At 72.5% G+C, this 22217-nt stretch carries 25 protein-coding genes and 1 tRNA gene; 11 read left to right on the top strand and 15 right to left on the bottom strand.

Going from position 1 to position 22217, the window contains the following annotated elements:
* Window positions 1-42 precede the first annotated feature (42 nt).
* Genes RH861_RS09425 through RH861_RS09415 form a run of 3 tightly spaced genes read left to right on the top strand, consistent with a single transcriptional unit; the run spans window position 43 to window position 1513 of the window.
* Window positions 43-396: a DUF3099 domain-containing protein gene (locus RH861_RS09425; protein ID WP_082847019.1), complete on the top strand. Its 354-nt coding sequence runs from the start codon at window positions 43-45 to the stop codon at window positions 394-396.
* Window positions 393-665, top strand: coding sequence for a hypothetical protein (locus RH861_RS09420; RefSeq protein ID WP_374760969.1), 273 nt, complete (start codon window positions 393-395; stop codon window positions 663-665). The genes RH861_RS09425 and RH861_RS09420 overlap by 4 nt, the downstream gene beginning before the upstream one ends.
* On the top strand, window positions 662-1513 hold the full coding sequence (locus tag RH861_RS09415; RefSeq protein WP_310520759.1) for an SURF1 family cytochrome oxidase biogenesis protein: 852 nt from the start codon (window positions 662-664) through the stop codon (window positions 1511-1513). Before RH861_RS09420 ends, RH861_RS09415 begins: the two co-directional genes overlap by 4 nt.
* A 72-nt stretch (window positions 1514-1585) precedes the next feature.
* On the opposite strand, the gene RH861_RS09410 is transcribed toward RH861_RS09415, so the two are convergent.
* Both RH861_RS09410 and RH861_RS09405 read right to left on the bottom strand, forming a co-directional pair.
* Window positions 1586-2986, bottom strand: coding sequence for a pyridoxal phosphate-dependent decarboxylase family protein (locus RH861_RS09410; protein ID WP_310520758.1), 1401 nt, complete (start codon window positions 2984-2986; stop codon window positions 1586-1588).
* 196 nt (window positions 2987-3182) lie between these two features.
* On the bottom strand, window positions 3183-4781 hold the full coding sequence (locus RH861_RS09405) for an ABC-F family ATP-binding cassette domain-containing protein (RefSeq protein WP_310520757.1): 1599 nt from the start codon (window positions 4779-4781) through the stop codon (window positions 3183-3185).
* Between the two features lie 111 nt (window positions 4782-4892).
* Between RH861_RS09405 and RH861_RS09400 the strand changes: the two genes are divergently transcribed.
* Entirely contained in the window at window positions 4893-5999 is a 1107-nt protein-coding gene (locus RH861_RS09400; protein WP_310520756.1) for a winged helix DNA-binding domain-containing protein, read from the top strand.
* Between the two features lie 54 nt (window positions 6000-6053).
* Here the strand turns inward: RH861_RS09400 and RH861_RS09395 are convergent, their stop codons facing one another.
* The gene (locus RH861_RS09395) at window positions 6054-6620 is read right to left on the bottom strand and encodes a YceI family protein (RefSeq protein WP_067946831.1); all 567 of its coding nucleotides are present in this window, start codon (window positions 6618-6620) and stop codon (window positions 6054-6056) included.
* A 73-nt stretch (window positions 6621-6693) separates the two neighbouring features.
* A complete protein-coding gene (locus RH861_RS09390; protein WP_310520755.1) occupies window positions 6694-7875 on the bottom strand; it encodes a glycoside hydrolase family 3 N-terminal domain-containing protein in 1182 nt (393 codons plus the stop codon).
* Window positions 7876-7938: 63 nt separating this feature from the next.
* Between RH861_RS09390 and RH861_RS09385 the strand changes: the two genes are divergently transcribed.
* The 5 genes from RH861_RS09385 to RH861_RS09365 all read left to right on the top strand — a co-directional run bounded on the left by RH861_RS09385 (window position 7939) and on the right by RH861_RS09365 (window position 13006).
* A complete protein-coding gene (locus RH861_RS09385) occupies window positions 7939-8757 on the top strand; it encodes an oxygenase MpaB family protein (protein ID WP_310520754.1) in 819 nt (272 codons plus the stop codon).
* Window positions 8754-9248, top strand: a complete 495-nt coding sequence (locus RH861_RS09380; RefSeq protein ID WP_067946825.1) for an Lrp/AsnC family transcriptional regulator — start codon at window positions 8754-8756, stop codon at window positions 9246-9248. Before RH861_RS09385 ends, RH861_RS09380 begins: the two co-directional genes overlap by 4 nt.
* A gap of 109 nt (window positions 9249-9357) precedes the next feature.
* The gene (gene pdhA / locus RH861_RS09375; RefSeq protein ID WP_310520753.1) at window positions 9358-10488 is read left to right on the top strand and encodes a pyruvate dehydrogenase (acetyl-transferring) E1 component subunit alpha; all 1131 of its coding nucleotides are present in this window, start codon (window positions 9358-9360) and stop codon (window positions 10486-10488) included.
* Window positions 10485-11513 carry an alpha-ketoacid dehydrogenase subunit beta gene (locus RH861_RS09370; protein ID WP_310520752.1) on the top strand — a complete coding sequence of 343 codons (1029 nt, stop codon included), beginning with the start codon at window positions 10485-10487 and terminating at the stop codon, window positions 11511-11513. The genes pdhA and RH861_RS09370 overlap by 4 nt, the downstream gene beginning before the upstream one ends.
* Window positions 11510-13006: a dihydrolipoamide acetyltransferase family protein gene (locus tag RH861_RS09365; protein ID WP_310520751.1), complete on the top strand. Its 1497-nt coding sequence runs from the start codon at window positions 11510-11512 to the stop codon at window positions 13004-13006. The genes RH861_RS09370 and RH861_RS09365 overlap by 4 nt, the downstream gene beginning before the upstream one ends.
* Before the next feature lie 66 nt (window positions 13007-13072).
* Here the strand turns inward: RH861_RS09365 and RH861_RS09360 are convergent, their stop codons facing one another.
* Complete coding sequence (locus RH861_RS09360; protein ID WP_310520750.1) at window positions 13073-13597, bottom strand: hypothetical protein; 525 nt, start codon at window positions 13595-13597, stop codon at window positions 13073-13075.
* A 141-nt stretch (window positions 13598-13738) separates the two neighbouring features.
* Between RH861_RS09360 and RH861_RS09355 the strand changes: the two genes are divergently transcribed.
* Together RH861_RS09355 and RH861_RS09350 are read left to right on the top strand one after the other, a co-directional pair.
* A complete protein-coding gene (locus RH861_RS09355; RefSeq protein ID WP_310520749.1) occupies window positions 13739-14572 on the top strand; it encodes an alpha/beta fold hydrolase in 834 nt (277 codons plus the stop codon).
* A 12-nt stretch (window positions 14573-14584) separates the two neighbouring features.
* A complete protein-coding gene (locus RH861_RS09350) occupies window positions 14585-14800 on the top strand; it encodes a hypothetical protein (protein ID WP_310520748.1) in 216 nt (71 codons plus the stop codon).
* A 79-nt stretch (window positions 14801-14879) separates the two neighbouring features.
* On the opposite strand, the gene RH861_RS09345 is transcribed toward RH861_RS09350, so the two are convergent.
* From RH861_RS09345 to rplU, 10 genes are all read right to left on the bottom strand, one after another.
* Window positions 14880-14955: transfer RNA gene (locus RH861_RS09345), tRNA-Ala, on the bottom strand.
* Window positions 14956-15032: 77 nt separating this feature from the next.
* Complete coding sequence (gene rsfS, locus RH861_RS09340; RefSeq protein ID WP_067946814.1) at window positions 15033-15440, bottom strand: ribosome silencing factor; 408 nt, start codon at window positions 15438-15440, stop codon at window positions 15033-15035.
* 36 nt (window positions 15441-15476) lie between these two features.
* A complete protein-coding gene (locus RH861_RS09335; protein WP_310520747.1) occupies window positions 15477-16862 on the bottom strand; it encodes a hypothetical protein in 1386 nt (461 codons plus the stop codon).
* A complete protein-coding gene (gene nadD / locus RH861_RS09330; protein WP_310520746.1) occupies window positions 16859-17458 on the bottom strand; it encodes a nicotinate-nucleotide adenylyltransferase in 600 nt (199 codons plus the stop codon). The genes RH861_RS09335 and nadD overlap by 4 nt, the downstream gene beginning before the upstream one ends.
* 16 nt (window positions 17459-17474) lie before the next feature.
* Window positions 17475-17696 (bottom strand): hypothetical protein, encoded by a 222-nt coding sequence (locus RH861_RS09325; RefSeq protein ID WP_067948495.1) that lies wholly within the window; start codon window positions 17694-17696, stop codon window positions 17475-17477.
* 87 nt (window positions 17697-17783) lie between these two features.
* The gene (locus RH861_RS09320) at window positions 17784-19079 is read right to left on the bottom strand and encodes a glutamate-5-semialdehyde dehydrogenase (RefSeq protein WP_310520745.1); all 1296 of its coding nucleotides are present in this window, start codon (window positions 19077-19079) and stop codon (window positions 17784-17786) included.
* 47 nt (window positions 19080-19126) lie between these two features.
* Complete coding sequence (gene proB, locus RH861_RS09315) at window positions 19127-19918, bottom strand: glutamate 5-kinase (protein ID WP_310520744.1); 792 nt, start codon at window positions 19916-19918, stop codon at window positions 19127-19129.
* A complete protein-coding gene (gene obgE / locus RH861_RS09310) occupies window positions 19915-21447 on the bottom strand; it encodes a GTPase ObgE (protein ID WP_310520743.1) in 1533 nt (510 codons plus the stop codon). Before obgE ends, proB begins: the two co-directional genes overlap by 4 nt.
* 68 nt (window positions 21448-21515) lie before the next feature.
* Window positions 21516-21773, bottom strand: coding sequence for a 50S ribosomal protein L27 (gene rpmA, locus RH861_RS09305; RefSeq protein WP_067948501.1), 258 nt, complete (start codon window positions 21771-21773; stop codon window positions 21516-21518).
* A gap of 21 nt (window positions 21774-21794) precedes the next feature.
* Window positions 21795-22103 carry a 50S ribosomal protein L21 gene (gene rplU / locus RH861_RS09300; protein WP_067948503.1) on the bottom strand — a complete coding sequence of 103 codons (309 nt, stop codon included), beginning with the start codon at window positions 22101-22103 and terminating at the stop codon, window positions 21795-21797.
* Between the last annotated feature and the right edge of the window lie 114 nt (window positions 22104-22217).

Below are 22217 nucleotides of genomic sequence, written 5' to 3'. Positions count from 1 at the left end.
TACCCTTGGAGGTGAGGAGCGCCGCCAGCCCCGGCGACCACCATGAAGCACCAGCCCACCCAGTCGATCACGTCGTTGCCGGCGTCGCCGGACGACGAGCGGCGTGCGCGCATGATCAAGTACTCGGTCATGATGGGCATCCGCGTCGCCTGCATCTTCGCGCTGCTGTTCGCGCAGGGCTGGTGGATCCTCGTCTTCGCCGCCGGGGCGGTCTTCCTCCCCTACTTCGCGGTGATCGTCGCGAACGTCGGCACGTCGCGCCGCGACCAGGAGGTGCTGCGGCCCGGCGGGCTGATGCCGCTGCCCCCGGGCTCGCCCGGCGCTCCCCTGTCCGACGACGCAGCGGCGGGCGACGACGAGACGCGCGAGCCGCGCTCCCGGGGGGACGCCGCGTGATCGGCTCGCTCGACGCCGCCCCCGCGGGCGGCTGCTCCCGCGCGGGGTGCCGCAAGGCGGCGACCAGCCGCATCGACTGGCGCAACCCCAAGATCCACGCCGAGGACCGCGTCAAGACCTGGCTCGCGTGCGACGAGCACGTCGACTACCTGCGCGAGTTCCTCGCCGCACGCTCGTTCCCGGTGCGCGTGTCGTCCTTCGAGGCGACGGATGCCGCAGCACCCGCGCCCTCGCCCGGCGCCGGCCCGGTCGGGGGTGGCTCGGCGTGAGCCGATGGCGATTCCTCGCCTCGCCGCGCTGGGCGGGGTACCTCGCGCTCGTGGTGGTCTTCGCGATCGCCTGCTCGGCGCTCGGCACCTGGCAGTTCAATCGCCGCGCCGAGGCGCTCGCCGAGGTCGCGCGGATCGACGCGAACTACGACGCCGACCCGATCCCGGTCGCCGAGGCGCTGCCCGATCCCTACTCGTTCGACATCGACCAGCGCTGGCAGGTCGTGGCCCTGTCGGGCGAGTACCTCCACGACGAGGAGGTCGTGGTGCGCAACCGCCCGGGGGCCGGGAGCACCGGCTTCGAGGTGCTGACCCCCCTCCGGCTCGACGACGGCACGGTGTTCGTGGTCGATCGCGGATGGATCCCGCAGGACTCCGAAGGGCGCCCGTCCGAGTTCCCGGCCGCGCCCGACGGCCGCGTGGAGGTGACGGCGCGCCTCAAGGCGGGCGAGCAGCAGATCGCCGGCCGAACCTCGTCGGGTGCCGAGTTCGCCACGATCGACCTCGACGAACTCGCCGAGCGGGTCGGCGAACCCACCTACACGGGCGCCTACGGCATCCTCGTTCAGACCGGAGCGGATGCGTCCGAGCCACCCGTCGCCCTGCCCCGCCCCGAGCGCGACGAGGGCCCGCACCTCTCCTATGCGCTGCAGTGGTTCGTGTTCGCCCTCATGGGCTTCGTCGCCCTGGGCTGGTTCGCCAACCAGGAGCGCAAGCTGCTCGCCGCGGATGCCGCAGAGCGGTCGGGCCCGCCGCGGCATCCGTCGACCGAGCCCAAGCGGCCGCCCAAGCCGTCGCGCAGCCGGAGCGACGCCGACGTGGAGGACGAGATCCTCGATCGCCGATGACGCGTCGGCGCGTCATCCGGGAGCGAATCGGAACCTGCTGCATCGTTACCCCAGTTCACGATTCGATCGGGGTCATCGCATCGTGTCGAGGATGGCGGCGAGCTGCTCGAACGTCGTGAGCGGGTTCACGATGGCGAAGCGGGTGTTCGGCCGGCCGGCGTGGGAGCTCGGCGTGACGAACGCGTGCTGGGCCTCGAGGAGCCGCGCGGACCACGCGTCGTAGTCGGCCTTCGTCCAGCCCTCGCGCTCGAAGACGACGACGGAGAGCTGCGGGTCGCGCACCAGGCGGAACCCGCCGCGCCGGTCGATCTCCGCGGCGATCTCGTGCGCGAGCCGGATCGAGGCGGTGATGGCGTCCCGGTACGCCGCGGCACCGTGGGTGGCGAGCGAGAACCACAGCGGGAGGCCACGCGCCCGGCGCGTGAGGTGCGCGGCATAGTCCGACGGGCTCCACTCGCTCGTCTCGGTGAGCGTGTCCAGGTACTCGGCGTGCTGGGTGTGCGCGCGCCGGCCGGCCTCGGGGTCGCGGTAGATCAGCGCGCAGGCATCGAAGGGCGCGAACAGCCACTTGTGCGGGTCGACGATGACCGAGTCGGCGCGCTCCACCCCGGTGAACCGGTCGCGCGCGAGGGGCGAGAGCATCGCGGCCAGGCCGTAGGCCCCGTCGACGTGGAGCCAGAAGTCGTACTCGTCCTTCAGGGCCGCGATCGAGGCGAGGTCGTCGACGATGCCGAAGTTCGTCGATCCCGCCGTCGCGACGACGGCGAACACGGAGGCCCCGTGCTCGTCGAGCGCGGCGCGCACGGCGTCGCCCCGCAGCATCCCGTCGTCGCCGGGCGCCACGGGAACCACCTCCACGTCCATGACCCGGGCCGCGGAGGCGATCGAGGAGTGTGCCTCGCCGCTGCACACCACGCGCCAGCGATCCGGCATCGGCGCGCCCGCGAGGGTCATCGCGAGGCGGGCGTGCTCGCGCGCGGCGACGAGCGCGGAGAGGTTGCCGAGGGTGCCGCCCTGCACGAAGACGCCGCCCGCGGTGGCCGGCAGGCCGAATTCGCGAGCGAGCCACGCGAGCACCTCGTTCTCGGCGTACACGGCACCTGCGCCCTCGAGCCACGATCCGCCGTAGAGGGCGCTCGCGGACACCACGAGGTCGAACGCGATCGCGGCCTTGGTCGGCGCGGTCGGGATGAACGACAGGTACTGGGCGTGGTCGGTCGTGATGCAGGCCGGTGCGAGCACGTGCTCGAAGCGCGACAGCGCCTGCTCCGCGCCGATGCCGTGCTCATCGATGCTGCGACCGGCGCGACGGTCGAGCTCGAACTCCGAGATCGGTCGGTCGAGCGGGGTGTCGTCCGCGAGCAGGCGGCGGCGCGAGTAGTCCAGCACGAGGTCGACGAGGTCGGTGGTCTCGGCGGACACCTCGTGCATGCGGGTGGGGCGGGGCGAGCGCGACGGTTCGGACGTGGTCATGCGGGGAATCCCTCCGGTCGATCTGGAGCCTGCGCAAGTGTGCGTCAAAGACCGGGCGGATGCAACTCGACAGCGCTTCGACGCCACCAAGCGCATCATCAATGCGTCAGTCGACGTTCGGACGCAACGATCGCGCGCAGAGTACGAGTCGCCCGAAGCGCGCCCGAGACCGGCTCGGCCCGCACCGCGACGCCGATCAGGCGAGCTCGATGAGCTCCTGGTAGTCCCGGCTCCAGTGGTCCTCCGTGCCATCCGGCATGATGAGCACCCGCTCGGGGTTCAGCGCCTCGACCGCGCCCGGGTCGTGCGAGACGAGCACGACCGAGCCCTCGTAGTGGGCGAGCGCGTCGAGGATCTCTGCGCGGCTCGCCGGGTCGAGGTTGTTCGTGGGCTCGTCGAGCAGGAGCACGTTCGCGCCCGAGACGACGATCATGGCGAGCGCCAGCCGGGTCTTCTCGCCGCCAGAGAGCACGCCGGCGGGCTTGTGCACGTCGTCACCGGTGAACAGGAAGGACCCGAGCACCTTGCGCGCCTCGGTCTCGGTGAGGTTCGGCGACGCGCTGACCATGTTCTGCAGCACCGTGCGAGCGACGTCGAGGGTCTCGTGCTCCTGGGCGTAGTAGCCGATGCGGAGCCCGTGGCCGGCCTCCACGACGCCGGTGTCGGGTCGGTCGACGCCCGCGAGGATGCGCAGCAGCGTCGTCTTGCCGGCGCCGTTCAGGCCGATGATGACCACCTTGGAGCCGCGATCGATCGCGAGGTCGACGGCGGTGAAGATCTCGAGCGACCCGTAGCTCTTCGAGAGGTCGGATGCCGTGAGCGGCGTGCGGCCGCAGGGGGCGGGCGTCGGGAACCGCAGCTTCGCCACCCGGTCGACCGACCGCACCTCCTCGAGGCCGGCGAGCAGCTTCTCGGCGCGCGCGACCATCTGGTGCGCGGCCGCCGCCTTCGACGCCTTCGCGCCGAACTTCGCCGCCTGCGCCTGCAGCGCTCCCGCCTTCTTCTCGGCGTTGGCCCGCTCCTTCTTCCGACGCTCCTCGTCGGCGGCGCGCTGGCGGAGGTAGTGCTTCCAGCCCATGTTGTAGATGTCGATGAGCGCGCGGTTCGCGTCGAGGTAGAACACGCGGTTCACGACCTCGCCCACGAGCTCCACGTCGTGGCTGATGACGATGACGCCGCCCTTGTAGTTCTTCAGGAACTCGCGGAGCCACACGACGGAGTCGGCGTCGAGGTGGTTCGTCGGCTCGTCGAGGATCATCGTGTCGGCGTCGGAGAACAGGATGCGCGCGAGTTCGATGCGCCGGCGCTGACCGCCCGAGAGGGTCTTCAGCGGCTGGTCGAGGATCCGGTCGGGCAGGTTGAGGTTCGACGCGATCGACGCCGCCTCGGCTTCGGCGGCGTAGCCGCCGAGCGCCTGGAACCGGTCGGTCAGGGTGCCGTAGCGCTTCATGGCCTTCTCGGCGACCGCAGGATCGTCGGAGCCCATCTTCTCGGACGCCTCGCGCATGCCGAGCACGAGCGAACCGAGACCGCGGGCGTCGAGGATGCGCGTGCGCGCCAGCATCTCGGGGTCGCCCGACCGCGGGTCCTGCGGCAGGTAGCCGATCTCGCCCGATCGGTCGATGCGACCGCCGGTGGGCAGCGTCTCGCCCGCGAGCGTCTTCGTGAGCGTCGTCTTGCCGGCGCCGTTGCGACCGACGAGGCCGATCTTGTCGCCCTCGGAGACGCGGAAGCTGACGCCCTCCATGAGCAGGCGCGCGCCAACGCGGATCTCGAGGTCCTGGACGGCGAGCACGGACGACCTCCGGTCGGGATGGGCGGGGTGGGCGTGCCGAGCGGCACAGCCCTCCAGTCTACCGGGCGGTGACGGATGCCGCAGGTCGGCGGTCCACGGCAGACTGACGGCATGCCGGCCGGAGACTCCCCCGCGATGCGCGCCGCACGACTCGCCTCGCACGGATTCCGCGAGCTCGCCGATGATCCCGTCGCGGTCGTCGAGCGGCTGGGTGCGGTGCAGGCGCAGGACCTCGGTGCCGCGAAGTGGGCGGTGGGCAGCCGGATGTCGCGACCGTCGGTGGCGGCGGTCGACGCGGCCATCGAGTCCCGCCGCATCGTGCGGTCGTGGCCGATGCGCGGCACCCTCCATTTCATGCCGGCCCGGCTGCTGCGTCCCGCGCTGAGGATCACCGGCCCGCGGATCACCGCCGCGTCCCGATCCCGACTCGTGCAGCTTGAGCTCGACGACACCGACTACCGAGTCGCGCGCGATGCCGCCGAACGGCTGCTCGCGGCATCCGGCACCGCATCGCGAGACGAGCTCGCGGCGACGTGGGCGGCCGCGGGCATCCGTCCGGACGGACAGCGTGCCTACCACCTCATCGCGTGGCTCGCGCGCGACGGGGTGCTGTGCGGCGGCCCCGTCGACGGGCGCAGCCAGCGATTCGCGCTGCTCGACGACTGGGCGCCCGCCGACGGGGGCGAGCCGGCCGAGCGCGACGAGACGCTGGCCGAGCTGTTCACCGCGTACGCGACGGGCCATGGTCCAGCGACGGTCGCCGACTTCGCGTGGTGGATGGGGGTCACGAAGACCGACGCCGCGACGGCGCTCGCGGCGGCGGGCGACCGCGTCGAGCGGTTCGGGCCCGAGCCCGACCGCTTCGTCGCAGCCGGGTCGACGGATGCCGCGGCATCCCGCCCGCGGGGGGCACTTGCGCTCGCGGCCTTCGACGAGTACTTCCTCGGCTACGCCGACCGCTCCCCCGTGTGCGATCCCCGCTTCGCCGATCGCGTGATCCCCGGCGGGAACGGCGTGTTCCAGCCGCTGCTCGTGCTGGACGGGCGCGTGGTCGGCACCTGGCGTCGCGCGGGCACCGCCGCGAAGCCGCGGGTGGAGCTCCGCTGGTTCGAGCCGCCGAGCCGGGCGGCATCCGATCGGTTCACGCGTCCGCTCGCGGCCTGGGCGCGATTCCACGGTGTCGAACTGCACGTGGTCGACTCGGCGGCGGACGAGTGAGGGCGGCCCGGGCCGGAGCCCGGGCCGCCCTCAGCGCGACCACGCGCGGCGCGTTCACTCCTGGACGAGCGCCGCCTGCAGCTCGATCGTGATCGTGACCTGCTCGCCGACGAGCACGCCGCCGGTCTCGAGGGCCGCGTTCCACGACAGGCCGAAGTCCTCGCGGTTGATCACGGTCTTCGCCGTGGCGCCGCCCTTGTAGTTGCCGTAGGGGTCGGTGCCGAAGCCGCCGAAGTCGAAGTCGAACGTGACCGGCTTGGTCACGCCCTTGATCGTGAGGTCGCCGTCCACCTTGAAGTCGCCGTCGACGACGCGGACGCCGGTCGAGACGAACTCGATCGTCGGGTACTGGTCGGCCTGGAAGAAGTCGTTCGTGCGAAGGTGCGCGTCGCGGTTCGGCTCGTTCGTGTTGATCGAGGCGACCTCGGCGGTGGCCGTCACGCGGGAGTCGAGCGGGTCCTCGCCGGTGACGAAGGTCGCGTCGAAGCGCTCGAACTTGCCCTTGACCTTGCTGATCATGAGGTGGCGGACGCTGAAGGCCACCTCGCTGTGCGTCGGGTCGATCTTCCAGGTTCCGGCCTTGTAGCCCGGGATCTCGATGGTCGTCTCGGTCGTCGTCATTCGGTCATGCTCCTTCGATGCATTCTCGGCCGGTTCCGGCCACGTTCAATGCAAACGCATCGAGCAGCGGGATCTATTCCCCGGATTCCGCGACGAGTTCCCGACGGAGCTCGAGGACCCGCGTGGCCGCCTCATCGAGTCGCGCCTCCGGGATCCGACCGGACGCGACGGCCTCGGAGATCGAGGCGACCAGCCCGTCGACGCTGATCCCGAACTCCGCGGGATCGGCGGGCAGCACGTAGAGCAGCAGGTCGCCACCCGCGGCGAGCGCGCGCACCGCGTTCTCTCCGGGGTCGGCGTACTCCGGCAGCTGGTTGTGCTGCAGCATGAGCATGTCGTCGGTGACGACGACTCCGTCGAAGCCGAGTTCCTCGCGCAGGATCCGGTGCCACTCGGGCGAGAGCGAGGCCGGCGCGGGGTCGACGGCGGGGTACGCCAGGTGACCGGTCATGACGAGTTCGACGTCGGCCTCGATCGCGGCGGCGAACGGCAGCGCCGGGCCGGCGCGCCATTCCTCGAGCGTGAGGGGCGCGGACGGTACGGAGACGTGCGAGTCGCCCGGCGCGGCGCCGTGGCCCGGGAAGTGCTTGACGGTGCTCGCGACGGTGCCGCGTTCCCCGGCGACGGCGGCGGCGACGCGCTCGCCGGCGCCGGCCGGGTCGGTGCCGAGGACGCGGTCGAAGATGAACGAGGCGGGGTCGGCCGTGACGTCCGCCACGATGCCGAAGTTGACGTTGACGCCCGCGGCCGACAGGGCGGCGGCGCGCGCCGCGAAGGCCTCCTGCGCGGCCTGCGGGGGCTGCGCGCGCACGTCGGCGGGGCCCGGTGCGGGATCCCAGTCGATCCGGCTGACGATGCTGCCCTCCTGGTCGATCCCGATGAGGGTCGCCGCGTCGGGGTCGTGCTGCAGGTCGGCGGTGAGCGCGGCGAGGGAGGCCTCGTCGCCGGGCATGTTGTCGCCCATGAGGATGACTCCGGCGATGCCGTCGTCGAGGAGGGCGCGCATGGCGGCCGGGTCGGTTCCGGGGGCGTGGAGCATGAGCACCGAGGCGGCCTTCTCGTCGACGGTCATGCCCGACACCCGGTCGGTCGCCCATTCCTCGGCCGTCTGCGGGGTGGGCGTCGGCGTCGGGGACGGGGTCGTGATGGCTTCGCTCGGGGTGGGTGAGGCCGGGGCCGGGGCCGAGCATCCGGCGAGCACCGCCGTGCCCGCGAGGGCGAGGGCGGCGAGGGTCGTGGGGAGGCTCCGGCGCACCCGGTGAGTCTACGCGGCCCAGCCTGCGAGCCGACCGGATGCGGGCGCGGTAGAACGGATGGGATGGATGAGGCACACGACCGCGCGATCCTGCGCCGGCATGCGGCGGACGGGACGCTCATGGCCGGCGGCGCGGCGGCGATCCTGCTGCAACTGGCCGATCCGCGCGTCGCGGCGGGGGTCGCCCGGCACAGCGCGTTCCGTGAGCGTCCGCTGGATCGGCTGGACGGGACGCACCAGTACCTGACCGCGCTGGTGTTCGGCGATGATCGCGACATCGATCACGTGGTCCGCGTCGTCGACGCGCGGCATGCGCGCGTGCGCGGCGACCGCCCGCGTCCGTACGACGCGCGTGATGCGGATGCGCAGCGGTGGGTCGCGGCGACCATCCTCGCCGTGGCGCTCGAACTGGAGGAGCGGCTCACCGGGCGCCCGCTGGATGCGCCGACGGCGGACGCGCTCGTTCGCGGTTACGCGCCGATCGCGGCGCAGCTGCAGGGGGCGGATGCCGGGTGGCCGGCGACGCGTCGCGAGTTCGATGCGTGGTGGGCCGAGCGGATGCCGCGGCTGGAGGTGGGCGACGACGCACGGGCGGTGGCGCGCGACCTGCTCGCCGGGACCGGACTGCCGCCTTCGTTGCGGGTGCTCATGCCGGCGGTGCGCCTGCTGACGGCCGCGCTCCTCCCCCCGGCGCTGCGGGAGGCGTACGGGTTCCGCTGGACTCCTCGTGCGCGGCGGGTCGCCGCGGCCTGGTTGCGGGGGTTGGGCGTCGCGCGCCGCATCGTGCCGGCGAGGCTCCGGGCCCTGCCCACGCGGGTCTCGCTCCGACGGCTCCGTCGGCGCAGCCGGTACGCTGGGAACGAACCGCGAGGACGAGGATGACCCAGCAGGCAGCACATCGAGGCGAACCGCTCGACGCGATCGACCGGCGGATCGTCGCGGAGCTCAGTCGTGACGGCCGGCTGTCCGTCCGCACCCTCGCCGAACGCGTCCACATCTCCCGTACGGCGGCGCACAACCGCGTGCTCGCACTGCAGCAGCGCGGTGTCATCACCGGATTCGGTGCCCAGATCGATCGCAAGGCGATCGGCCTGAACATCTCCGCGCTCGTCGTGGTGCGCATCGGCGACGTCTCGTGGGAGGAGATCGCGGCGAAGCTCGCGACGCTGCCGTTCGTCGAGAAGGTCCAGGCCGTCTCGGGCGACATCGACATCATGCTCACCGTGAGCGCTCCCGACCACGAGCAGCTGAGCCAGGCGATCCTCCGGGACATCCACGACATGCCCGGCGTGGTGTCGACCCGCTCGCACCTGATCCTCGCCGAGATCGACGGTCGGCCGCCCGCGCAGTCGCTGGACATCTGGCGCTCCTGACCGCCCTCCCGAAGGACGCGCGGCATCCGTTCGCCCCCTTGCGTGCCGTTCGTTCACCGTTGCCGCGTACCCCCAGCGGGGGTGCTGCAGACTGGCGCACCATGGCCGTATGAGCCTCAACGTCGAGCACCACGAATCACGGGTCCTGCCCTCCGAGAAGCCAGTGCGACTCCTCGACAACGCGGGTCATGCGTTGCGCGGGCCCGAGACCGGCGGCTTCGAGCTGCCCGCCACCGAGACCCTCCTCGAGCTCTACCGGCGGATGGTGATCGCCCGCCGGTTCGACGTCCAGGTCACGGCGCTCACCAAGCAGGGCCGGCTCGCCACGTATCCGTCCGCGTACGGCCAGGAGGCCTGCGAGATCGGCGTCGTCTCGGCGATCACCGCCGACGACTGGTTCTTCCCCACGTACCGCGACAGCATCGCCCTCCTCACCCGCGGCCTCGAGCCGGCCGACATCCTGCAGTCCTTCCGGGGCGACTGGCACAACGGCTACGACCAGCGGGCGCACCGCACCGCCGCGCAGGCCACGCCCCTGGCCACGCAGGCGCTGCACGCCGTGGGCCTCGCCCACGCCGCGCGCCTGCGCCGCGACCCGATCGTGACCCTCACCTACCTCGGCGACGGCGCCACGAGCGAGGGCGACGCGCACGAGGCGTTCAACTTCGCGGCGGTCTGGCAGACCCCGACCGTCTTCCTCGTGCAGAACAACCAGTTCGCGATCAGCACGCCGCTCTCGCGTCAGTCGCGCGCGACGACCCTGGCTGACAAGGCGGTCGGCTACGGCATGCCCGGCTACCACGTCGACGGCAACGACGTCGCCGCGATGTACGCCGTCGCCACCGCCGCGGTCGATCGGGCGCGAGCCGGCGGCGGCCCGACGCTGATCGAGGGGCTCACCTACCGCATCGAACCGCACACGAACTCCGACGACCCGACGCGCTACCGCCCGGGCCGCGAGGTCGAGCACTGGAAGCGCCGCGACCCGATCGAGCGCCTCGAGAAGTACCTGGTGTCCGAGGGCGTCCTCACCGACGAGGTCCGCACCGAGATCGGCGAGGCCGCCGAGGCGCTCGCCGCCCGCACCCGGGAGGCGATGAACGAGCAGCCCGAGCTCGACCCGCTGGAGCTGTTCGACCACGTCTACTCGACCCCGCGCACCGCGCTCGCCGAGCAGCGCGCCGCCCTCGAGGCCGAGCTCGTCGCCCACCGCGCCGAGGAGGAGGTGACGGCCCGATGAGCCGCACCGCGACCGAACGCGCCGCCGACGCCGCGGCCGCCGCCGCCCAGCCGATGACCATGGCGGGCGCGCTCAACGCGGCCCTCCGCGACGCGATGGAGGCCGACGACCGCGTGGTCGTCTACGGCGAGGACGTCGGCCCGCTCGGCGGGGTCTTCCGCGTCACCGACGGCCTGCAGTCCCGGTTCGGCGACGAGCGCGTGTGGGACTCGCCGCTCGCCGAGTCCGGCATCATCGGCACCGCCGTCGGCATGGCCATGTACGGCATGCGGCCCGTCGTCGAGATGCAGTTCGACGCCTTCAGCTATCCGGCGTTCGAGCAGATCGTCTCGCACGTCGCCAAGATGCGGAACCGCACCAAGGGACGGCTCGAGCTGCCCATGGTGATCCGGATCCCCTGCGCCGGCGCCATCGGCGGGGTCGAGCACCACTCCGACTCGTCCGAGGCGTACTGGGCCGCCACGCCGGGCCTGACGGTGGTCATGCCCTCCAACCCCGCCGACGCGTACTCGATGCTGCGCGAGGCGATCGACAGCGACGACCCGGTCGTGTTCATGGAGCCGAAGAGCCGCTACTGGTCCAAGGCGAGCCTCGAGCTGCCCGTCCGCACGGAGCCGATGAACCGGGCGAAGGTCGTCCGCGAGGGCACGGACGTCACGCTCATCGGGTACGGGCCGACCGTGCGGACCGCCCTCGACGCGGCATCCGCTGCCGAGGCCGAAGGGCTGTCGATCGAGGTCGTCGACCTGCGGAGCCTCTCGCCCTTCGACGACGAGACCGTGAGCGCCTCGGTGCGGAAGACCTCCCGCGCCGCCGTCATCCACGAGGCCGCGCAGTTCGGCGGCTACGGCGCCGAGGTCGCAGCCCGGCTCACCGAACGGAACTTCTTCCACCTCGCCGCGCCGATCCTCCGCATCACGGGGTACGACATCCCGTACCCGTCGCCCAAGCTCGAGGAGCACTACCTGCCGACGCCCGACCGGGTGCTGGACGCGCTCGCCTCGTGGGAATGGGACCTCGCATGAGCGCGCACGAATTCATCCTGCCCGACCTCGGCGAGGGCCTCACCGAGGCGGAGGTCGTCGCCTGGCTGGTGCAGCCCGGCGACGAGGTGAGCGTCGACCAGCCCGTCGTCGAGCTCGAGTCGGCCAAGTCGGTCGTACAACTCCCGACGCCGATCGCCGGAGTCGTCGAGTCCCTCGGGGGCGAGGTCGGCCAGGTGCTCCACGCGGGCGAGGTCCTGCTCCGGCTCGCTCCCGTGGGCGCGAACGTCGAGGGCACGGATGCCGCACCCGAGACCGCGCCGGCGGGGACCGCCCAGCACACGGACACGACCACGGCACCGGCGGCGGCCGAGCCCGGCATCGCGGTGCCGACGGATGCCGCGGCCGAGGAGTCCGGCGCCGTGCTCATCGGCTACGGCACCCGCACCGCCGCGGCCTCGGCCCGCTCCTCGTCGGCGCCGTCCCGCTTCGGACGGCGGCGGAGCGAGGGCACAGGCGGACCCGAGCGCGCAACCGCGGAGCCGACGGCGACGTCGTCCGAGGCATCCGAACCGTCCGCTCCGGCGGCGGAGGCCGCGGACGGCGGCGAGCACCACGGACTCCTCGAGCAGGGACGCCGCTCCCCCGTCATCTCGCCCATCGTGCGGCGCCTGGCCCGCGAGCACGGCTTCGACGCGAGCGAACTGCTCGGCACCGGACCGGACGGCCTCGTCACCCGGGGCGACGTGGAGGCCTTCATCCGCGAGCTGGACGACGCCCGCCGCGCTCCGGCCGAGACGGCGGCCGCGCCGGCTCCTCCGGCGGTCACCGCGCCGACCGCTGGCGGCGACCGGCGCGTTCCGCTCGACCGGCTGCAGCGTGCCGCCGCCGCGCACTTCACGCGCTCCCGCCGCGAGATCCCCGAGGCGACCGTGTGGCTGGACGTCGACGCGACCCAACTGCTCGCCGCGAAACGGCAGCTCCAGGAGGCGACCGGCGAGCGCTTCGGGATGACGGCGCTCGTCGCACGATTCGTCGTGGCCGGGCTGAAGCGGCACCCGTCGTTGAACGCGAGCTTCGACGCCGACCGCGACGAACTGGTGCTGCACTCGGCTGTCAACCTCGGCCTGGCCGCCCAGACCCCGCGCGGGCTCCTCGTGCCGGTGGTGCACGGTGCCGAGCGGATGTCGCTGCGCGAGCTGCGCGACGCCGTGCAGGCGCGCACCGAGCAGGCGGCCACGGGCGCGTTCCCGCCCGACGCCCTGTCGGGCGGCACGTTCACCCTCAACAACTACGGCACCCTCGGCGTGGACGGCTCGGCCGCGATCATCAACCACCCGGAGGCCGCGATGCTCGGGATCGGCCGGCTCGTCCAGCGCCCGTGGGTCGTCGACGGCGAGCTCGCCGTGCGCACCGTCACGGAGCTGACGATCTCGTTCGACCACCGCGTCTGCGACGGCGCCGAGGCCGCCGCGTTCCTGACCTACGTGGCCGGGTGCATCGAGCGGCCCGTCTCGCTGCTCGCCGACCTCTGACCCGGTGAACGGATCGAGGCGCATCCCGTCGGGATGCGCCTCGATCGCTTCCGGGCTCCGGCCGGTCTAGAAGAAGTCGTCGGGTGTGCCGGCGGCGCGCTCCACGTCACGCGTGTCGATGCGCGCTCCGGCCAGCTTGGAGACGGCGAGCCTGAGGCCCGACTCCATCTGCGCGGCCCACGCATCGGATTCGCGCGCGGTCGCCTCGGCGGCGCGAGCGCGGGACTCGGCGGCATCCGCTGCCCGGCGGGCCTCGGAGACCTGCCGGAGCACGATGGTGATGCCGTAGTAGGCGGCGACCATGGTGGCGATCGGCGCCGCGACGATCGCGAGCGCGGTGACCCCGGAGGCATCGGGTGAGAAGGCGACCACGAGCGCGAACGCCAGGAACAGGACCACGATGGCGGCGAGGACGACGGCCATGAACCGCAGGTCCCGGCTCCACGCGCCACGCGACCGGGTCGCGCCCCCCGAGGGCTGTGCACCACCTCCGACGGTCGCCTGGACGTCGTCGGCCCCGAGCACGGCGGTGTCGCCGTGCGCGGGATCCACGAGCGCCGGGTCGGTCGGACGGGTGGTGGTGTCGCTCATCGATGGTGCCCCTTGCGTTCGGATCGTGCCCTCATTGTCCCGCCGCCGTCACGAGGCGGTCAAGGAAGCGCGCCGCGCGCAAGGGGTGCCCGCCGCAGACACCGGACGGTACCGTCGGAATCGTCGACGAACGGAGGCACGGTGCCAGGTGACGCTGCGCGGCGCGCGGGGACGCGCGAGGGCGCGCGCTCGAACGACCCCCCGGGGACCGTGCACGAGGCGTACCGGGTGAACGGCCGGCAGTACGGCATGCACCGGTCGGGCGGTGCGGAGGTCGCGGCCACCTCGGTCCTGCTGGTCCACGGCATCGGCATGACCCATGCGTCGCTCGCCACGGTCCAGGGGCGGATCCCGCCGTCCGTGCGGACGTGGAACGTCGACCTCGCCGGGTTCGGCGACACGGAGCGGCCCGCGCGGGCGACGAGCGTCGAGGAGTACGCGGAGGACCTCGCCGAGCTGCTCGATCGGCTGGACGGGTGGCCGGTGGTCGCCGCGGGCCACTCGATGGGCACGCAGATCGTGCTCGAGCTGGCGCGGCTGCGGTCCGACGGCGTGCGCCACGTCGTCATGGTCGGGCCCGTCGTCGACGTGGAGCGGCGCTCGGTTCGGCAGCAGGCGCTCGACCTGCTGCGCGACACCCTGGGCGAGCCGATGCCGGTCAACGCGCTCGTGGTCCGCGACTACTTCCGCGGCGGCGTCCGCTGGTACCTCAAGGTGCTGCGCGAGATGATGCGGTACCCCACCCTCGAGCGGATGCCGGGCTGCACGGTTCCCGCGACGGTGGTGCGCGGCGAGCGGGATCCGATCGCCCGCGAGGCCTGGTGCCGGCGCCTCGTTGCGGAGAACGGCGCCGAGGCGCGCCTCGTGTCGGTCGCGGGCGACCATCACGTGGTCCCCCGCACCTCCCCCGACCGGCTCGCCGCCGAGCTGGTCCGCCTGGCCGGTGGTCCCGCCGCGGATGTCGGTGGGTCCTGAGATGCTCTCAGTATGGAAGCCGTCGAACTCAAGCAGACCATCCAGCTCGCCGTCGGCGACACGCTGGTCAGCGCGGCCGGCAGCGTGTACGAGATCACCAAGCTCGCGCGCGTCGGCCGCGGCATCCGCGTGCATTACGTGACCGAGGCCGGGCACGCCGGCCGCTTCACCGCAGCACCCGACGCCGTGACCCGCGTCCGTCGCTCGGGCTCGCTGCAGGCGGCGTGATCCGGCACCCCCGCCGGACGTGAACCTCATCCTGAGAACGCAAGAACCCCGCCACACTCGGTGGCGGGGTTCTCGATGATGGTGGATCTGAGGGGACTCGAACCCCTGACCCCCTGCATGCCATGCAGGTGCGCTACCAGCTGCGCCACAGACCCGTTCGGGATGCCGCCCCGTGCGGGGCAACGGATTCAGCGTACACCAGCCCAGGCCCCGAAATGAAATCGAGGGAGCCTCACGCGGACGGCGCCGCGGGCCCCCCGGTCGAGGTGTCGTGGCGCTCCAGCAGCGGTGCCACGGGGATCGCCGGGCAGTCCCGCCAGAGCCGCTCCAGCCCGTAGTAGAGGCGCTCCTCCTGGTGGAAGACGTGGACCACGAGGTCGCCGAAGTCGAGCAGCGCCCAGCGTCCGCCGTCGCGCCCCTCACGCCGCGCGACGTCCTGTCCGGCTTCGCGGACGGCCTCGACCACGGCATCGGCGATCGCGACGACGTTCCGCTCCGAATTGCCGCTGACGAGGAGGAAGACGTCCGCGAACGGCAGCGGCTCGGACACGTCCAGCGCGACCAGGTCCTCGCCCCCCTTGGCGTCCGCCGCGCGTGCGGCGACGGCGAGCAGGCGATGTGCGTGGTCGGATGCGGTCATGTACTCGACTTCCTGGTTGCGGACACGATGGATGGCCTAGAAGAGCCCGGCGATGGCGCCGACGACGAGGGTGGCCACTACACCGAGCGCGAGCACGCCGGCGGTGACGGCGAGCACGAGCGGGACGTTCATGCCCTCCTTCGACGGCGGCGCCACCATCGCGCGGTTCTGGCCCTGCGTGCTGATCGCCCGGGTCGCGGCGACGGGCGCGACGCCCGGACCCGCGACATCCTCGACGCTGCTGTCGAAGAGCCGGTCGACGTCGGCGGAGTCGATCTGGCTCGGGTGCACGCCGGTGGCGCCGTAGCTCCGCGGCAGGTCGATCGAGCCGGTCACCATGATCTCGCCGCTGGGCGCCAGTGGCGTGCCGAGCGCACCCTGGTCCGGCAGCGTGGGGAGGATGAGCGCGTTCGTGGTCGTGGGAACGCCACGAGGCGATCCGCCACGGGAGAGCACCTGGTCGTAGGGCTCCTCGCGGTCGTCCGGCAGGTTCAGCTGCGACGTCCAGTGGCCGACCGGCTTCGGGGCGACGACCGGCTCATCGAGGCCGGCGTCGACGGTCGTGTGCGGGGCGGCCGCCCGGATCGGCGCCTGGTGCGGTGCCGAACGGTGCGGGGCCTCGGGCCGTGCCGCGGATCGCGGCGGCGACTCCCCCGCGGCCGGGCGCTGCGGCGCCGAGCCGCGATCGGGCGCGGGCCGACGCTGGTCGTCGAGGTCGTCGTCGCCCTCGAACCCGTCGGCCGCGTGAGCGTCGAGCATGGCGCGCAGTTCCCGCCGGGTCAGCGTGCGCTCGGGCGTGTTGAGCTGCGAGGGCGCAGGCTGCGGCGCCGCCGTGCGCACCTCGGGCTGCGACGGACGCTGCGGCTGCGGGCGTGCCGGAGCCGGCGTCGGCATCGCGCCGGACGACGTCGCGGACAGGCCGCCGGAGGCCGTCGCCGACAGGCCGCCGGAGGTCGTCGCCGACAGGCCGCCGGAGGTCGTCGCCGAGCGCTGGGCCTGCGAGGGGACCGGTCCGGACGAGGTGGCCGTACCCGGATGCGAACGTTGCGCGGGCGGAAGCTCGTCGTAGCGCGGCATCGGCGCGCCCTGGCGGGGCGCTCCCGGCTGCTGCGGCCGCTGCTGTGGCGCAGGTCCGGGCCGGGCCTCGCCGTGGCGGCGGTCGGCGGGCGAGGGCCCCTGGGGGCTCCGCGCCGGCATCGGTCCGCGGGCGGGCGCTCCCCCGTACCCGCCGGGCTGCGGCGCGCCCGACGTGGCGGGCTGCGGCACGCGCGGCTGCTGCGGGTACGGCTGCGAGGCGGGCGGAGGCGCGGGTGCGGCATCCGTCGACTGGGCCGCGGCGGCTTCGGAACGCTGCTGCTCGGCCAGCCGCTCGCGCTCGCGGATCTCGCGACGCGTGAGCGGCGGTTCCTGCGACGACGTCATTCGACACTCCGGTAGAGGTGGTGCTTGGAGATGTACTGGACGACCCCGTCAGGCACCAGATACCACACCGGGAAGCCCCGGCGCGTCCGATCCCGGCAGTCCGTCGACGAGATCGCCAGCGCCGGTACTTCGAGCAAGCTTACGTCCTGCTCAGGCAATCCCGAAACGGACAGCACGTGTCCCGGGCGACTCACAGCCACGAAATGCGCCAGCGACCAGAGCTCCTCGACGTCCTTCCAGGACAGGATCTGGGCGATCGCATCGGCTCCCGAGATGAAGAACAGGTCGGCATCGGGACGCTCGGCGCGCATGTCGCGCAGGGTGTCGATCGTGTAGGTCGGCTTCTGCCGGTCGATGTCGACCCGGCTGACGGTGAACCGCGGGTTCGAGGCCGTGGCGATCACGGTCATGAGATACCGGTGCTCGGCCGGCGTCACGACCTCTTTGTAGTAGGGCCGCCCGGTCGGCACGAACACGACCTCGTCGAGGTCGAACGACTGCGCGGCCTCGCTCGCCGCCACGAGGTGACCGTGGTGGATGGGATCGAAGGTGCCGCCCATCACGCCGATGCGTGGTCGGCGCGATTCGGTCGCCATGGCCGTTCCGACGACCTCAGTGACCGCCGTGCTCGCCTCCCGCGTGGCGCGCGGCGTACGCGGCGGCCTTGGCGCGGTGACGGTTCGCCACGTCGCGGTAGGAGTACGTGACGGCGCCGAGTGCGAAGAAGATCACGAGCGTGATGATGCCGTAGACGAAGGGCTCGAACGGGAGCTCCCGTGCGAACTCGGTCTCGGTGAACACCGTGTTCGTCAGCACTGCCGTCGCAAGGCTCATCGCCGTTCCTCCAGGTCTCGCGGATGTCGCTCCGGACAGTCTACCGGTCGGAACGCGGTCGTCCGACCCGAGCCGGGCACCGGCGCGTCAGGCGCGCGCGTGCCCCGCGCCGCGCACGATCCACTTGGTGCTCGTGAGCTCCGGCAGGCCCATGGGTCCGCGCGCGTGCAGCTTCTGCGTCGAGATGCCGACCTCCGCACCGAAGCCGAACTCGGCACCGTCGGTGAAGCGCGTCGAGGCGTTGACCATGACGGCCGCCGCGTCGACCTCCTCGAGGAACCGCTCGGCATTGCCGAGGTCGTTCGTGATGATCGACTCGGTGTGCTTCGTCGAGTACCGCCGGATGTGGTCGAGCGCCTCGTCGAGCGAGTCCACGATGCCGACGGACAGGTCGAGGCTCATGTGCTCCGTCGCCCAGTCCTCCTCGGTCGTGGGCACGGCGGAGGGGTGCAGTTCGCGCACGCGCTCGTCGCCGTGCACCGTCACGCCCGACGCCTCGAGGCGATCCAGCACGGGCGGAAGCAGCCGCGCCGCGGCATCCGAATGCACCAGGAGGGTCTCGAGCGCGTTGCACACGCTGGGCCGCTGCACCTTGGCGTTGTGGACCAGGTCGACCGACCAGTCCTCGCGCGCGCTCGCGTCGAGGAACATGTGGACCACGCCGGCGCCCGTCTCGATGACGGGCACCGTGGCCTCGTCGACGACCGCGCGGATCAGCGCGGCGCTCCCGCGCGGGATGAGGACGTCGACGTGGTCGCGGGCGCGCATGAGGTGGCGTGCGCCCTCGCGACCGTAGTCGTCGACCGTCTGAACGGCGTCGCCGGGCAGGCCCGAGCTCGAGATCGCGTCGCGCAGCACCTCGACGAGCACGGCGTTGGTGCGCTCGGCGGCCGAGCCGCCACGCAGCGCAACGGCGTTGCCGCTCTTCAACGCCAGCGCCGCGATGTCGACCGTGACGTTCGGGCGCGCCTCGTAGATCGCGCCGACGACGCCGAGCGGGACGCGGACCTGTTCGATGCGGACGCCGTTCGGCAGGGTGCGCCCGCTCACCGTCTCGCCCACGGGATCGGTGAGGGCCACGACGTCGAGCACGGCGTCGGCGATCGCCCCGATGCGCCGCTCGTCGAGGGTGAGTCGATCGAGCAGCCCGGTGCTGAGACCGGAGCGGCGCCCGGCGTCGAGGTCGGCGGCGTTGGCGGCGACGATCTCGTCGACGCGGGCCCGGAGCCGTTCCGCGATCGCCGTCAGCGCGGCGTCCTTCTCGGCGGTGGTCGCGCGAGCGAGCCGGCGCGACGCCTCCTTCGCAGTGGCGAGCCGCCCGTCGAGGACGGACGCGAGGTTCGACTCGAGGTCGATGGCGGGGTCGGGGCGGACGTCGGTCATGCGGCCTAGCCTAGTTCGCGCTCGGGCGTGCGACCGCCCGTGTGACGTCAGCGGGCGGCCGGCTCGAACCAGGTGCCGACACGGGCTCCGGTGAGCGCGTCGGCCACGAGCGAGGTGGCCGTGACGAGCACGCCGGTGCCGGATGCCGCGGCGATCCGCGCGGCGGACACCTTGGTCTCCGCTCCCCCGGTTCCGACGCCCGCGCGCCCGATCGAGCCGATCTCCACGCCGGCGAGCTCGTCGCCGTACGCGACGTGCGGGATCGGCTCGGCGCCCTCGAGGTGCGGCGGTCGGGTGTACAGCGCGTCGACGTCGGAGAGCAGCACGAGCAGGTCGGCGCCGATGAGCTCGGCGACCATGGCCGCGAGGCGGTCGTTGTCGCCGAAGCGGATCTCATGGGTGGCGACCGTGTCGTTCTCGTTCACGATCGGCATGATCCGGAGGCCGAGGAGGCGTTCCATCGCCCGCTGGGCGTTCAGGCGGTGGGTGTCGTTCTCGAGGTCGCCCGCGGTGAGCAGCACCTGCCCCGCGACGATCCCGAACCGCCGCAGCGACTCCTGGTAGCGGTAGATGAGGATGTTCTGCCCGACGGAGGCGGCCGCCTGCTGCGTCGCGAGGTCGTCTGGGCGGGCGTCGAGCCGCAGGTACGGCATGCCGGTCGCGATCGCGCCGGACGACACGAGGACGACCTCCGCGCCGCGCTCGTGCGAGCTCGCGAGGGCGTCCACGAGCGGGGCGATCTGTCCGACGTTCTCGCCCGAGATCGAGGAGGACCCGACCTTCACCACGATGCGCCGGGCGTCAGCCACCCGATCGCGCGTGAGCGGCTCGTGCGTCATCCGCGCTCCTCGTCCTCGGCGTCCTCGCCCGCGCCACCCGTCCAGAGGCCGGCCTCGCGCTCGCGCTCCAGCTCGGCACGGGCCTCGGCCTTCGCGTCCATGCGCTCGTGGTACTCGCCCCGGCGCTCGGCGCGCGTGGCGCGCCGGTTGTCGTCGAGGCGGATGTCGCTGCCGCGCGGCGACGTGATGAGCTCGGCCGTCGAGGTGAGCGTGGGCTCCCAGTCGAACACCACGCCGGAGCCCGGACCGATGACCACAGTGGAGCCGGCGACCGCGCCGGCGCGCACGAGCTCGTCCTCCACGCCGAGGCGGGCGAGCCGGTCGGCGAGGTAGCCGACGGCCTCGTCGTTCGTGAAGTCGGTCTGCGCCACCCACCGCTCGGGCTTCGCGCCGAGCACGCGGTAGATCGTGCCGTAGCTGCCGCCCTCGGGCTTCACCACGAACCCGGCGTCGTGCACGGGCTTCGGGCGGAGCACGATGCGCGGCGGCGCCGGGGCGGCCGCGGCCTCCGCTCGCGCGCGGTCGACGATCTCGCCGAGCGCGAAGCCCAGCTGGCGCAGGCCCTCGTGGCTCACCGTGGAGATCTCGAAGACGCGGTAGCCGCGCGACTCGAGCTCGGGGCGGACGAACTCGGCGAGCTCGCGCGCCTCGGGCACGTCGATCTTGTTCAGGGCGACGAGCTGGGGGCGCTCGAGCAGCGGCGTCTGGCCCTCGGGCACCTCGTACGCCTCGAGCTCGCGGAGGATGACCTCGAGGTCGGAGACCGGGTCGCGCCCCGGCTCGAGCGTGGCGCAGTCGAGCACGTGCAGCAGCGCCGAGCAGCGCTCGACGTGGCGGAGGAACTCGAGCCCGAGCCCCTTGCCCTCGCTCGCACCCTCGATGAGCCCGGGCACGTCGGCGACCGTGAACCGGTGGTCGCCGGCCTGGACCACGCCGAGGTTCGGGTGCAGCGTGGTGAACGGGTAGTCGGCGATCTTGGGCCGCGCGGCGGACATCGCCGCGATCAGGCTCGACTTGCCCGCGGAGGGGAAGCCCACGAGCGCGACGTCCGCGATCGTCTTCAGCTCGAGGGTGACCTCGCCCTCGAAGCCCGGGGTGCCGAGCAGCGCGAAGCCGGGCGCCTTGCGCTTCTGCGAGGCGAGCGCGGCGTTGCCCAGCCCGCCCTGGCCGCCGGGGGCCACCACGAAGCGCATGCCGGGCTCGGTGAGGTCGGCGAGTTCGGTGCCGTCGGCGTCCTTCACGACGGTGCCGACGGGGACGGGCAGCTCGAGCGGCTCGCCGGTCGCGCCGGAGCGGTTGTCGCCCATGCCGGGCTGGCCGTTCTCGGACGACCGGTGGGGTCGCCCGTGGTAGGCGAGGAGGGTGGTCACCTGCGGGTCGGCGACGAGGATGATGTCGCCGCCGTCACCGCCGTTGCCGCCGTCGGGGCCGGCGAGCGGCTTGAACTTCTCGCGGCGCACCGACACGCAGCCGTTGCCGCCGTGTCCGGCGCGCAGGAACAGCCGGACCTGGTCGACGAAGCTCACCATGCCGCTGCCCTCCTCTCAGGAAACACGTGAGGGCGAGCCGAAGCCCGCCCTCACGAAACCGATCCCGCTTACGCGTCGACCGAAACGATGTTCACGACCTTGCGGCCGCCCTTGTTGCCGAACTCGACCGCACCCGCCTCGAGGGCGAAGAGCGTGTCGTCGCCGCCGCGGCCCACGCCCGCACCGGGGTGGAAGTGGGTGCCGCGCTGACGGACGAGGATCTCGCCCGCCGAGACGACCTGGCCGCCGAAGCGCTTCACACCGAGGCGCTTGGCGTTCGAGTCACGACCGTTGCGAGTGGAGCTCGCACCCTTCTTGTGTGCCATTGTCCCTGTCTCCTCTGGCCGTTACTTGATGCCGGTGATCTTGACGCGCGTGAGCTCCTGACGGTGGCCCTGGCGCTTCTTGTAGCCGGTCTTGTTCTTGAACTTCTGAATGACGATCTTCGGACCGCGCAGGTCGTTCAGGACCTCGGCCGTGACCGTGACCTTGGCGAGCGACTCGGCGTCGGAGGTGATCGAGTCGCCGTCGACGAGGAGGACGGGCGTGAGCTGCACGTTGCCGTCCTTGTCGGCCTTGATCCGGTCCATCGTCACGATGGTGCCGACCTCGACCTTCTCCTGCCGACCACCGGCGCGCACTACTGCGTAAACCACTTCTCGTACCTATCTCCAGGGAGCCATGCGGCTCCGCCTAACTGATGGGATGTCACTGCGCGGATGACCCCAGCGGGAAGGAGGGTCGTCACTGCCAGAAAACTGTGCGTGCCC

This window comes from Agromyces indicus (assembly GCF_031432295.1).
GTDB classification, from domain to species: Bacteria; Actinomycetota; Actinomycetes; order Actinomycetales; family Microbacteriaceae; genus Agromyces; species Agromyces indicus.
This window is presented reverse-complemented; position numbering and strand designations above follow the sequence as displayed.

What these genes read in the sequence shown, in the direction of transcription:
- RH861_RS09425 (WP_082847019.1), top strand. Translation starts at nt 43, where the DNA reads ATGAAGCACCAGCCCACCCAGTCGATCACGTCGTTGCCGGCGTCGCCG.
- RH861_RS09410 (WP_310520758.1), bottom strand. Translation starts at nt 2,986, where the DNA reads ATGACCACGTCCGAACCGTCGCGCTCGCCCCGCCCCACCCGCATGCAC.
- RH861_RS09400 (WP_310520756.1), top strand. Translation starts at nt 4,893, where the DNA reads ATGCCGGCCGGAGACTCCCCCGCGATGCGCGCCGCACGACTCGCCTCG.
- RH861_RS09395 (WP_067946831.1), bottom strand. Translation starts at nt 6,620, where the DNA reads ATGACGACGACCGAGACGACCATCGAGATCCCGGGCTACAAGGCCGGA.
- RH861_RS09385 (WP_310520754.1), top strand. Translation starts at nt 7,939, where the DNA reads ATGGATGAGGCACACGACCGCGCGATCCTGCGCCGGCATGCGGCGGAC.
- RH861_RS09380 (WP_067946825.1), top strand. Translation starts at nt 8,754, where the DNA reads ATGACCCAGCAGGCAGCACATCGAGGCGAACCGCTCGACGCGATCGAC.
- pdhA (WP_310520753.1), top strand. Translation starts at nt 9,358, where the DNA reads ATGAGCCTCAACGTCGAGCACCACGAATCACGGGTCCTGCCCTCCGAG.
- RH861_RS09370 (WP_310520752.1), top strand. Translation starts at nt 10,485, where the DNA reads ATGAGCCGCACCGCGACCGAACGCGCCGCCGACGCCGCGGCCGCCGCC.
- RH861_RS09365 (WP_310520751.1), top strand. Translation starts at nt 11,510, where the DNA reads ATGAGCGCGCACGAATTCATCCTGCCCGACCTCGGCGAGGGCCTCACC.
- RH861_RS09360 (WP_310520750.1), bottom strand. Translation starts at nt 13,597, where the DNA reads ATGAGCGACACCACCACCCGTCCGACCGACCCGGCGCTCGTGGATCCC.
- RH861_RS09350 (WP_310520748.1), top strand. Translation starts at nt 14,585, where the DNA reads ATGGAAGCCGTCGAACTCAAGCAGACCATCCAGCTCGCCGTCGGCGAC.
- rsfS (WP_067946814.1), bottom strand. Translation starts at nt 15,440, where the DNA reads ATGACCGCATCCGACCACGCACATCGCCTGCTCGCCGTCGCCGCACGC.
- RH861_RS09335 (WP_310520747.1), bottom strand. Translation starts at nt 16,862, where the DNA reads ATGACGTCGTCGCAGGAACCGCCGCTCACGCGTCGCGAGATCCGCGAG.
- nadD (WP_310520746.1), bottom strand. Translation starts at nt 17,458, where the DNA reads ATGGCGACCGAATCGCGCCGACCACGCATCGGCGTGATGGGCGGCACC.
- RH861_RS09325 (WP_067948495.1), bottom strand. Translation starts at nt 17,696, where the DNA reads ATGAGCCTTGCGACGGCAGTGCTGACGAACACGGTGTTCACCGAGACC.
- RH861_RS09320 (WP_310520745.1), bottom strand. Translation starts at nt 19,079, where the DNA reads ATGACCGACGTCCGCCCCGACCCCGCCATCGACCTCGAGTCGAACCTC.
- proB (WP_310520744.1), bottom strand. Translation starts at nt 19,918, where the DNA reads ATGACGCACGAGCCGCTCACGCGCGATCGGGTGGCTGACGCCCGGCGC.
- obgE (WP_310520743.1), bottom strand. Translation starts at nt 21,447, where the DNA reads ATGGTGAGCTTCGTCGACCAGGTCCGGCTGTTCCTGCGCGCCGGACAC.
- rpmA (WP_067948501.1), bottom strand. Translation starts at nt 21,773, where the DNA reads ATGGCACACAAGAAGGGTGCGAGCTCCACTCGCAACGGTCGTGACTCG.